This window comes from Sphingobacterium sp. MAE, assembly GCF_056711605.1.
Genome location: NZ_CM160044.1, coordinates 3,688,143 through 3,700,530 on the forward strand (window position 1 = coordinate 3,688,143; position 12,388 = coordinate 3,700,530).

The following is a 12,388-nucleotide window of genomic DNA, read 5'->3' on the forward strand; positions in this document are numbered from 1 at the left end:
GAAATGGGCGCGTACACATCCCCTAAAGATTATGCTGTACGCCGCCTATCTTCAGGCAACAGATACAAAATCAAATCACAAAGGGCCGAGCTGAAAACCCTGCAATCGAGTAAGCGGCAATTGATTATATTACTTAAAAAACAACTCAAGATGAGAATTTGGTATCTCTTTACCCCCAAGAAAGGTACGCGGGTAGATCCTTCCGATCCCCATCAGTACACACGCTATGTGGTAGGCAAAAAATCGCCGGCCAATCGGGACTGTAGCGATAAGATCTATGCCATCAATGCTTACTTTGATGCTGCAGGCTTGCCCATTATTGATGAATCCCTACAAAAGGAAATGGCCGCCGCCGCACTGTCAGGCTGCGACAGTGAACATATTATCCTGCGTCAGGAATATTATCAGCAGCAGGGCACCAACAAAGTGTGGTACCACCTCTAAAAAATAGAAAGGAGCCTGTCGAAAATCCTGTAATAGAGTAGACCTAAAATTTAAAGTTTATGCTTTTTGATCTATAAAAGCACGATGATTATGCCTTGGTATATATTTTGTCCAATAGGATCTCCTCCGTATCAACCTTGTGACCCTAATAATTATGTTCTTGTTGGCTCCACTCCTCCATCTTGCCTAAGTCCTAAAATTTATTTATGTGCTATTCAGGCGTTAGACAATTCGGGTAAACCTATTATTACTCAGTCATTATGTAGTGAAATAGCATGTGCTCTTGCAAATAGAATAGAAAAACCAAATGTTAAGCTACGACCAACAATATCATGCTAATTTTTTAATGCTAAATGAAACTAATATTCAGGAGTATGCAGAAAACCTTGAAACAGAGTAGGCATTTATTAAAGTTTACGCTTTTTGATCTATAAAAGCCATATGACTATGCCTCGGTATTCCTATACAATGACAACATTATTTGGGAATATTTGTGATCATAACAATTACACGTTAGTAGGTATTTTTCCACCTTTCTGTCCTTCAACTAAAATGCGCTTATGCGCTGTTCAGGCATTAGACAATATGGGAAACCTATTCTTACTCCTGCCTTATTCTGCTAAATCGAGAATGCTTTACAAAATAGCATGGAAAGTATGAATGTGCCACTGAGACCTTCACTATGAATATGTCTTTTATAACGAGATTTCCTCTAATTAATTTCTTTTTAAGCTTGCAGCCTACACCAACCATAGGGGTTATAGTAAATTGGTTATAGCCCCTTTTTTTCATATATAATTAATCTTTCCCAAACATTTTCCATTGAAGTCTTCATTTTATTATTGTTCACAGGCTTGGTTATTACAGTCACAGGCTTGGTTATTACAGTCACAGTTTAAGGGGGTAAAACAGATCAATTGTTTAAGAGCTTTCAATAAGATATCAAAATCATCTGATCCATTTCATCGCTGCTTTTTGATCAGGTAACGCCCTCCCCATATTCCAGTTTCGTATCGACATCTTTGTATTCTTAATCGATCGGTAAGGATCATATCAGATTACTATTTTTTACAGAAGTTAATTTTATACTTTGCTCAGTTTCTGATTCTATGCTGGGAAAACCGACGAAAAGCTAATTTATATTTACTAACAAAAGCCATTCTTTAGATAAAAATATGGATGAATTTCATGACTTTTTTATTAAGTCAGCATCTTTTTCTTCACACACAATTTCAATACCAAATTACAAAACTAGAATAGTAAATCTCCTATCATAAGGAAATTTTTAATAAAAACAGACTTACTTTACTGTAAAACAATTAATAAAGTAATTTATTGACACTAAAACTGTCTACGTTTAATCATTGTAATTGATAAAATTTCAACTGCAAAACTGTCAAATCGTTGATAACGCCCCCCCTCTTTTTTAGCGAACTTGGTATTAGTTTAATTCATCAGATAAAACTACGATTATGATTGCTACTATAATTATATATCTTATTGTTGCGCTATTCGTCCTCTTATGGTCGTACACCGCAATACCAAAATTTTTTAAGTTTCGATCCTTCTATAAGATTTTAGGATCACAGGCGATCCCAAAATGGAGTGTCCCAATTTTATCGGTGATGATTCCATTAGTAGAAGTTGCTGTAGTGTTTCTGCTTTTGTTCCCGGAGACCAGGTTATGGGGTCTATACGCCTCCTTTGGCTTGATGTTGATCTTCACGATCTATGTCTCCGGGATTATTTTTCAGGTTTACGATATATATCCCTGCCCATGCGGTGCCATGTTCCGAAGGATGGGCTGGAAAAAACATTTAAAGGTCAATATTTGGCTTACATTAATTGCTTTTCTGGGCGTATTAATCATGCAGTTCAATTTATTTAAATAACTAAAGTTTACGCTTTTTGATCTATAAAAGCCCCCATATTATGCCTTGGTATACCTTCACCCCCTGTTGCTCAAAGGATGGTAATCCGAAAGATAAGAATCAATACACCTTATATGGCAATCATCCTCCATTTTGTGAAGGCCACCTGAGAGTCTGTGCTATACAAGCGGAGGATAATTATAAAAAACCGATCATTACCTGCGATCTGGAAGAAGAGATTTGCTGCGCATTGGAAAATCAGACCAATACAGTCAATGTATTGCTCAAAGGTGGGGGCTGCAAAGAGTGCGATTGCTGAAACACCACTAATAGAATTTTTTAGTCTTCGAGTCTGATATAGGTCCGTACACATCCCCCTAAAGATTATACGGTACGGCGCCTATCAGGCAACAAAAAAATAAATACAAAAGGAATAAGCCATGAATGCTTTATTCGATGTAGCAGTTGTGCCAATCATTGAACAGGTTTTAAAAAAGGAACATGATCAGAAGGAGCACACTAACAATTTGTGGTAAAATCTATTAGAAAAAAAAGGAGCATGTCGAAAATCCTGAAACAGAGTAGACTTAAAAAATTAAAGTTTACGCTTTTTGATTTATAAAAGCAACACGATTATGCCTTGGTATTTATATAACGGAGGAAGCATTTGTATGCCTAACAACTACACACTAGTCGGAATAATACCTCCTTCATGCCCATTTCCGAACATTCAGCTCTGCAGTATACAAGCAGTTGACAATTTAGGCCATCCGATTCTTACCGCTGGTTTAATCTGCGAAATAGCAAACGCACTACAGACACAAACCGAAACGGTGAACGTACTATTAAAACCGTAGTAACCATCATAGGGAATAAGATTGAACATCCTTATAACAGAGTACAAAGATTCAATGACATTTTTAATAACTCGAGTATATAAAAAATGTAGCTATAAAGATGTATTGTAAAAACGTAAAACAAACTAAAAAAGAAGTTAGACTATACAGATCATCCCATATAGCAAACGATTAAAATTTGGAGTAGGCCGAAAATCCATAACCGAGTAGGCAAAGGGCCAAACTGAAAACCCTGTAATCGAGTAAGTAACCCATTAAAGTTTATGCTTTTTGATCTATAAAAGCACCATGATTATGCCTTGGTATTCATTTAATCCACTTGATCCGTATCCACACAATACGACAAATCCAAACAATTACCTTCTTGTTGGTATCACTCCTCCAAATTGTCCAGACCCGAATGATTTCATCTGTGCGATTCAGGCAACTGACAATCAGAATAAACCTGTTTTCACAACTGCATTAACAAATGAAATGCTTTTTGCACTAAACAACAGGATTGAGACAACCAATGTCAGATTAAGACCTACACTTCTTCCATAAAAGATCTTAGGTCAAAATTACAGTTTGGCAAAACCAATCTAAAGAACTCCATAGTTTCTTTACCTTAATATTCGGCATCGCCGCACTGCCCACGAGCAGCTTAATAAGAGCCCCACGAAGCAATACTTTGTGGGGCTCTGTTTATGGTGTAAGTTATATGATTTACTGATAAACCACCATATCGGCGCGATATTGATCAACATAAGGTATCGCTATGCCTTGGTATATTCCCATCATCATAATTGCGATGGATTTGAAACGAACATTCGGTACATACAGCGAATACTGCGTGATAAGTTGCCTGTCAGAGGACTTACGAATTTCAAACGTCATAAAATTACCATTTTTCGTAAATGGATAAGCTTTAAACTCCGAAAATTCCTCGTAACTCAGACCACTGGCCTCACTGTTGCTCTTGCCCTGGACATTGATATCCACTTGAGGACCTGACTTGGATAGATTGACAAAACGGATATTGACAATGCTGTCTGTCACCGGTGTCGGATGCCCAGCGTCCCGCAAGATGTATTTCGGAAAATTCGTTTCCTCATGGAACAATGTTTTTACACTCCCCGCTGTACCTGATAGGTAGAGCGTGTACATTTTGCCAGAGGCCAGCTGCTGCTGTTGATTGTACCAAAACTTCGTCGTATCACTGGCCGGTGAAATCTGTAAGTAGCTCGGCCGATCGGTAGAAGTAATATACAGACGCCCCACACTATTGGATCCTCCAAGAATTTGATCATCGGTAATACTACTCCAATGAATACGTCCAGTCCCTATATTTACCTTGGCCTCACCTCCGCCTACAATCGCATTGATAACATTCACCTTGGCAATATCGACCGTACCCACCCTTTCATCCTTCTGACAGGAAAACAGAAAACTAGTGATGGCCATTAACATGCCTGTTTTTATTATTTTTGATATGATTTCCATAATCTATAATTTATTGGCTATATTCATTCTGTACTTTAACGGCTATTATCTCGGGTTTTGTTCCATTCCGGTCAATCTAATTACTTCACGGGTCGGAATCAGAAACGTATAGCGCAGATCGTTGGGCTTTAAAGGCGTATACGGGATGGTATTCATGTCCCGGCGCAGGGTAACCGCAAACTGCGGATCCTGATTCAACCTCCGCAGATCGGTCCAACGGATCGTACGAAAGATGAGCTCTTTTCTGCGTTCTGCCAAAATCTGAACCAAGGCATTGTTCGCACTGCTTGCTGTACGATTGACATAAGGAGGTTGCATACGCTTGTCGAGCAACCTGTTGAGATCGGCCATCGCCAATGCAATATTACCCGCTCGAGCATAACATTCCGCCCGGATCAGATAGAGTTCATCGGTCGCCAAACCAATAAATAAGAAATTGGAAATTGCATTCGAATTTGATCCGTCATAATTGCCCCGGTAACGATAGATACCGGATCCAGAAGGGTTTCCCATCCAATCCAAATCTTCCATAAAGAAAACGGATTTACGCCGGTCATCCTCCGAATAGGAATCATACAATGCCGGATGGATTTCCACGGTATATTGGTCAAGCGTTGTGGATACGGTAACCGCCTGAAAAATCACCTCGGCATTGAACCGCAGAAAGGAAGGCGCAGCAGGATCGCTGCTCACCGTGGTCGCGGTCGGAGTTTCACTGGTCTCATTATAATCAATCAGGGTATGCTGCAGTTTGAGCGCCTCGTCGGCCATTTTCCCTGCATTCACATAATCCTGCATCGACAGATAGACCCGAGCCAGCATGGCATAGGCCGCGGTCTTTGAGGGACGTGACTTCACGCTCACAGCATCGGGCAATAGGGAAAGTGCTTCTTTCAAATCCTGTGTGATACGCTGATAGACCTGTTTGACCGTACCTCTAGTGGACACTTCATACAGTTCTGGATTTAGGCGCAACGGAATGCCGGGATCGCTAGCGGCCGTTGCATCCATATAGGGTTTGCAGAACAGCTGAGCAAGATGATAAAAGGAAAAAGCTCGAAAAAATAAAGCAGACCCTTGTACAGATTTATAATTGCCCTCCGTAGGAGCGATCTTCTCTAATGTACGGAGCACAAGATTTGCAGAGTATACGACCCTATAGCCCTGTAACCAGGCACTGACATGTTCTCCTTGAGGATGCCAGCTGTAATTGTATTTTTCCTCCGGACTGTTGTTCATATCTGGCAGATAATTATAATTATCATCGCTCATATAGTAATTGTCCGCTGCAGCCTCTCCATGGTTCGAATAGCTGGCATTCATACGATCGTAATCATCAAGCACGGCCTGACAATCGACCAAGGTGCTGGGCACGCCTTGGCTCAAATTTGGATTCTGGTCCAAAAAAGTCTTGCCACAGGCGGACAGCAAGAACAAGAGAAAGATCTGGGCGAAAGTATATATACTATAATTTGTTTTCATAGTTATTGGGTTTTCAAGGGTTAAAATCCTGCATTAAATCCGATCGAGATAGTACGGGGCGCAGGCGGGCTCTGGCTAAATAAAGACTCCGGATCCATCCCGACCCGGTTAGCCCGCCACAGGATCCCCAAATTGCTCACCAAACAATAGATCTGTAGATGGCGCAATGCCTGCCCCATTTTAGGAAGGCTGTAGTCCAGACGGATATCTTCCAAGCGGATATGGTCCGCAGAAAATACTCGGGCAGAGGACTGGGAAAAAAATTTACCACGCTGGCTATCGGAACTCTTAGGCACAACTGACGGGATCGCATCAATACGCGTCTCGTCACCCGGCTTCTGCCAACGTCGGTCATATTCCGGTATAACAGTTAAATTATAACTGAAGATACCTGTATCACCATAATATCCGCCTCTAGCCAGCTTATACTTGAATTTATACAAGATATTGGCGGATAAGGAAAGTGATTTATATTGCCAGGTATTGCGGAAGGCTCCGTAATATCGCGGGATAATCGATCCATGGTCTTCTAGATCCTTATATTTCTGGCTCAATATTTCTCCATAATTCTTACTAATATTTCCGTTGGCATCATAGCCCATCGGATCCCCGTTATCTGGGTCTAATCCCGCATAACGGTAGGTGTACAGCGTAAAGGGATCTTTTCCCTCCTTGTATGTACTAGGCATAATAGTTCCACTTCCATCAGGAACATACCAGTATGCATCATCCGAAAAGTTGGGCAATAGATATTTGGTCACCAGCGAACGAGTACGGCTCAACAGCAAATTACTGCTCCATTGGAAATGCGAACTCTGGATATTCACCGACCGTAGATTGATATCAAAACCTGTAGTCTTCAGAGAAGCCGAGTTTTGCATCATACTCGAATAGCCCGTACTGTTGTCCAATGGAACCGGCGCGATCAGGTCGATGGAACGTTTCTGATACCATTCGAGTGTACCAGAGAATCGGTTGCCCCTGAACGCAAAATCCATACCTAGGTTGACTATCTCCGTACGCTCGGGAGAAAGTTTAGGATTAGGACCATTTCCGATGGTCGCATAATTCAGCTGCGTAATGCTATTCGCTGCAGTTACATAATTGATTGTTGGATAGGCCGCAATGGTATTGTTTACATTGCCCATATAGCCATAAGTGGCTCGAAACTTCAGTATTTCCAATAAATTAGATTTAAAGAAGGCTTCCTGGTGCAGGTTCCAAGCTCCTCCTATAGACCAGTTCGGCTTGATCCGATCACTGGCCGCTACACCAAAAATATTTGAACCGTCCAACCTGCCGCTCATCGTAAGAATATAACGCTTATCGTATCCATAGGAAACATTCAGATAACCAGATGTGGTTCTGTTAACATAGGAAGTGGACAACTGAATCGGAGTGGAACCAAACGGGCTCGATCCTGATCGGCCATTGAGCAACTTCATAGATTTCGTATAGTCAAAAGGTATGAAGAACATGGGATCCGAGCTATAGCCTATTAGCCCATCTATAAAGGGTCCTCCCGTAATTTTCGCATCGCTACGTTCCCCTCCAAGAAGCGCGTTCACCTCATTTTTACCAGCAAAAACGCGGCTAAAATTGATCTGCCCACGGACGATATGCGCCTCTCTTGGCAAATGAAGCTGGCTGATTGCATCCGATATGGGCACTTGGTAAGTGATCTGTCCATTGGGATCATTTTCATCATACAATGCGTAAGAATTGACCAGATCGCGCATGTGATACGAGTCCCGGCTCAGAAACTGGATATTATCATCAGTACTTCTTGTATACTGATAGTTAATATTTGCACTTAGAGATGGGACAATCTGGTAGCTGGCTCCAAAACTCGTTAGGATTTCCTCGGTGTTACTTTCCCCATAATTCGTATTGATATCGTTCAGCGGAATATACCGCCAATCCAGTAAACGTCCATTACCTGCATTATGCCTATAAGTATGCCTAGGGGCAATTAAACTACCGCTAGCGTTGATCACTTCTACTGGATTACCCATATCATCAACCAGGCGCAGATAAGGCTGGTTCGGTAGTCGCTGTAAAATCTGCTGAGACTTGAACATGGTGGATGGCGTGTGGTAAAGACCATTGTTGTACCGGATATCGGCACTGAATTCCAAATCCTTAATGGGTGTAAAACTCATCCGGCTCTGTAGGTTCTTACGCGTATTGTAGGTATTCACTTCGCTATTCCGGTTGTAGTCATAGCCCGCAGAAAGGTAGTAGGAAAACTGACGACCCCCACCGCTTAGGTTCATGGAGTATTGCTGCAGTATCGCGTTTCTGTACAGATATTTAGAAATATCCTTGCGACGGTCATAATGGCGGTAGGCATCGATCTGCGCATCGATAGCGGCACGGCCCGCCACATCGCTCACCGGCAGTGCCTTTTGTTGGAACAGCAGTTCCACCACAGGCGAAATCCCGATATAGGGCGAGGAGGCAATCGGATTATAGGTACCCTGTTCAAAATTAAACTTTTCGATATCGATAAAATCCGAACTGCTCATCTGTGGCAAATAATACAGATTTGGGCGTTCGCTGACCGAAATATTGCTATTGACAGAAATCCGCAACGGCTGGTCAAGCTTGCCCTTTTTGGTTGTGATTACAATCACGCCATTAGCCGATCGGCTTCCCCAAATCGAGGATGCTGCAGCATCTTTTAGCACCGTCACAGATTCTACATCATTGGGGTTGATATTATTAATATCCCCTTCGTAAGGAAAATTATCTAGAATGACAAGGGGCAAGCGACCTGGAGTCCCGGCATCATAGGGGGTATCCATGGTCAACGTACTGATTCCTCGAATTTGTAGATTTCCCAATGCATTATACTTCCTAGCCCCCCGAGCAACATTTCCAGACGGTGGAATATACATGGGCGGACGACTCACATCTCCGAAAATGGTGGATGTTGTTAGTCCTTTAAGTCTGCTGATCACATCCAGCCCCACATTGCGGTTGAACAGCTTATTGTCCACATGCTCAAAGGATCCCGTTGCCCGCTCTTTGGGAAGCGTATAATAGCCCGTACTGATCACGTTGGCCTCATCTAAGGTATTTTCAGACTGCCGCAGGACAATTTCGCAATAGTCCTTGAGATCCGACACCTTAAAAGTGCGGGACTCATAGCCCATATAACTGATGCTAATGTTGGCGTCTGCAGGTACATTTTTTAAACTGAAAATACCATTGAGATCTGTGGTGGTCACTGTGCCCCCTACAATGCGGATGGATGCACTGGCCAGCGGGTTCCGATTTTCGTCCATCACTTTTCCTTCGATGCTCCGCTGCTGGGCATCGGCGACATATTTTGACTGGATCACCACGGTTTTATCAGAAATGGAATAGGAAAAAGGCTGGTTGCTGAATAAGCGCTGCAGCACCACAGATAACTCCTGGTTTCTGGCGTCGATATTGACCTTACGGTTGTTTAGATCGGCTCCGTACAGAAAATCATAGCCCGTCTGCTTTTTTATCAGGTTGCAGACCTGTCCCAGGGAAATATTCTTTTCCGACAGGGTGACTTTTTGACCATAGCCGCTTGCGCTTGCATGCAAACAGCCGAGGAGTACTAAAAATGTCGTTATTTTCATAACAAGCATAAATTGGGGGGCCAGCTTAGGAAGCCATACCCTTTGTTTAAAATAAAAATAATCCATACTTTTGGGTTAGTTGGGTTTAATAGGTAAATTTCATGAGATTGCTTTGCTGAGCCCAGCTTCGGCCATGTGTATGCGCAAACATACCCTGGCTTTTTTTGCCTATAGGGATCTAATCCGAGCGGAAAATTACTGAATGTTTCATAATCTGTCGTTCTTAATTTGGTTAGTATATATAGGTTCCTTTAGCATAATCTATCCCTAGTCATAACCTAATTATTTTTATTAATTAACAACTCATCATCTCAAAATATTTATTTTTTGCTCTAGTTATCGCCAAAACTTGACAGGTCGCATTTTGCCGTGAAGAGTACATAACGACCAATCCGATTTAGGGGAGGTTGAGTAACTGTAGTTGTAATTGTAGTTAGTAAAAAAGTTGACTGCTATTAATCTTATAGATGATGAACGTGTAATTGCAAACTCCGCTTTTTATTCTTTGTTATATACAGCTCCATACAGACATTGATCAATGTCAGATTTTTAATCGGAAAACGATATCCCTGATTAATGCGATAATTGCGAGGTGCATCGACTATCAGGGATAGATTTGATAAATCCTAAAGTGATTTAAAAGTTTGAACCAAAAAACCGTAAAGCATCAGCTTTACGGCTACAGTAAGAATAAAAAAATGATATTGAAAATTATTTCATTTGAGCATCAGAAATCACCATGACTTCGATTTCGCGTTCAGCTTCCATCAAATCCAAATTATGACGCTGCATTTCTTTACGTAGACCAGCAATAGTACCATCGTACTTTTGAAAATTTAAGCCTCCCCTAAAACCTGTTTCGTCGATAAAAGGTGGATACTTACGCAATACATCAAGGTTAATAATCAGGAAAGATAATAATGTTCCTCCATTTTCAACAGCCATTGTATCAATTACCGGTTTATCCGTTTTGACAAATACCAGACATTTGATTTTACGCTTCTCATACTTTACATTGAGACCTAAACGATTATTCAGATCCTGAACCGCTAGTTTCGTCATAATGGTCCTCTCAACAATACCTTGTTTCACTTGTTCGTAACAAATTGCATTCTTTTTTATCCAATCGGTGTAATCACCGTATTCTTTCTCATAAGTAATGCGGCTAGGATCTTTCACCTCTAATATTGTACGACTAGGATGAGAAGTCAAATAGCCATTTTTAGTATTGAAATCATCGGATCTCGTGTTGTACAACAGCATCTGATAGGTCTTTAAAATATTTTGATTAAAAATCGCTACACGGGTATGATTATTTACGGTATCTTGTTTAAAATTAATACCCGCTCCCTTAACAGAGGTTGCTTGACCTGTTAAAATAGAATAGCTATAAATGGGGGAATTTCTTGCATCTTGCCATAATGGGTTCAAAGTTGTAAAGGGAATTGTTACATCAAATTCCTCCGACTTAAGTGGCCAATCAATAGCCTTGCCATCTAATAAGGTTTGAATATTTTTACTGGTAATATACTCTCCTCCAGTTATCGCTACTACTTTACCCTTATTGATCCAAACAACATGTGGATTAGTTTGATAATGAAAATACGAACGCAAAATGCGATCCTCAACCGCCGAAGCACGATGCACAGGCGGTTGGTGATCATTTAAAAAACGGCTATTTTTGAAAAATTTGGTTATCAATTCTTCGGGTTGCCATGTAACAGAAAGTAATTTGATCTGATTACCAAAAACACCTTGCAAAGAGTCTAATTTGGGCATGCTTGCAATACACACGGTACACGAAGTATCCCAAAAATCAAGCACCAATAGTTTATCTTTATAATCCGATGTATGGATACTGCGCTTATCGCTATTTAAAATCTTGTCGATTAAAATATCAGGAACCTGATCGCCAATTTTGAGCTCGGCAATACCAGGAACTAATGCTGGTCGGCCGTATTCATCTTTTTCTTGTGCTTTTGTAATACTTGTTATCAATAGTAAAAAACAAAGTAATGTAGACAATTTCATAATAGAATCTTTAATGTAAGTTTGTAGTTATAGGTTCCTTATGACAATAGATTCCCTAGTTCGATATGTAAATAAATTGTATATTTTAAGTTAAGCCATATGTAGTGTATAAAATCCAACATTTCGATAATAGGCAAGTTATTTAAAAAAAACCGCAGGAGGCTCTCCTCCATACAGTCCATTAAAAAATTATACTCAAACAAACAGTAATTTTAGAACATATTAATTTAAAATGTTAGGAGGGCCTTTTATTTATTTTAGTTTGTTTTTACTAAGCTTTCATTACGACCACTTGATCGCATTTCCAACTAAATTTCACCAATCCAGCCTGCTCCAGTTTTCCAATAACTTGGACGAGTCTTCAAATCGGGATACGCTTCCTACAAGTCGGATATCATCTACCGCCCCCCTAAAGACCACCTTTGCCTAATACCAACGGGCAATGTGCTGCATACTGGACCTTATGCTTTCATTTCCAAAGTTAAATTAACATGTTTCTACAGCCGCTTTTGCCTCCGTCTATAAAATAGACTCCTAAATACCCTAGTTTTTGATAAAAATCTGTCAATAAAATTGACAAAAATCTGCTAACGCTGCCTTCTCT

9 protein-coding genes are annotated in these 12,388 nt (G+C 40.8%); 5 read left to right on the top strand and 4 right to left on the bottom strand.

Annotation, left to right across the window (positions count from 1 at the left end):
* Window positions 1-3 precede the first annotated feature (3 nt).
* From AC06G9_RS15840 to AC06G9_RS15860, 5 genes are all read left to right on the top strand, one after another.
* Window positions 4-444: a hypothetical protein gene (locus AC06G9_RS15840; protein ID WP_480956685.1), complete on the top strand. Its 441-nt coding sequence runs from the start codon at window positions 4-6 to the stop codon at window positions 442-444.
* A gap of 1,472 nt (window positions 445-1,916) precedes the next feature.
* The gene (locus tag AC06G9_RS15845; protein WP_480956686.1) at window positions 1,917-2,336 is read left to right on the top strand and encodes a MauE/DoxX family redox-associated membrane protein; all 420 of its coding nucleotides are present in this window, start codon (window positions 1,917-1,919) and stop codon (window positions 2,334-2,336) included.
* A gap of 40 nt (window positions 2,337-2,376) precedes the next feature.
* Entirely contained in the window at window positions 2,377-2,634 is a 258-nt protein-coding gene (locus AC06G9_RS15850) for a hypothetical protein (protein WP_480956687.1), read from the top strand.
* A gap of 316 nt (window positions 2,635-2,950) precedes the next feature.
* Window positions 2,951-3,172, top strand: a complete 222-nt coding sequence (locus AC06G9_RS15855; protein WP_480956688.1) for a hypothetical protein — start codon at window positions 2,951-2,953, stop codon at window positions 3,170-3,172.
* 294 nt (window positions 3,173-3,466) lie between these two features.
* The gene (locus AC06G9_RS15860; protein WP_480956689.1) at window positions 3,467-3,715 is read left to right on the top strand and encodes a hypothetical protein; all 249 of its coding nucleotides are present in this window, start codon (window positions 3,467-3,469) and stop codon (window positions 3,713-3,715) included.
* 162 nt (window positions 3,716-3,877) lie between these two features.
* Here the strand turns inward: AC06G9_RS15860 and AC06G9_RS15865 are convergent, their stop codons facing one another.
* The 4 genes from AC06G9_RS15865 to AC06G9_RS15880 all read right to left on the bottom strand — a co-directional run bounded on the left by AC06G9_RS15865 (window position 3,878) and on the right by AC06G9_RS15880 (window position 11,784).
* A complete protein-coding gene (locus AC06G9_RS15865; protein ID WP_480956690.1) occupies window positions 3,878-4,654 on the bottom strand; it encodes a hypothetical protein in 777 nt (258 codons plus the stop codon).
* Between the two features lie 45 nt (window positions 4,655-4,699).
* The gene (locus tag AC06G9_RS15870) at window positions 4,700-6,136 is read right to left on the bottom strand and encodes a RagB/SusD family nutrient uptake outer membrane protein (RefSeq protein ID WP_480956691.1); all 1,437 of its coding nucleotides are present in this window, start codon (window positions 6,134-6,136) and stop codon (window positions 4,700-4,702) included.
* Between the two features lie 20 nt (window positions 6,137-6,156).
* Complete coding sequence (locus AC06G9_RS15875) at window positions 6,157-9,819, bottom strand: SusC/RagA family TonB-linked outer membrane protein (protein ID WP_480956692.1); 3,663 nt, start codon at window positions 9,817-9,819, stop codon at window positions 6,157-6,159.
* A gap of 645 nt (window positions 9,820-10,464) precedes the next feature.
* On the bottom strand, window positions 10,465-11,784 hold the full coding sequence (locus tag AC06G9_RS15880; protein ID WP_480956693.1) for a TlpA family protein disulfide reductase: 1,320 nt from the start codon (window positions 11,782-11,784) through the stop codon (window positions 10,465-10,467).
* Window positions 11,785-12,388: the final 604 nt, after the last annotated feature.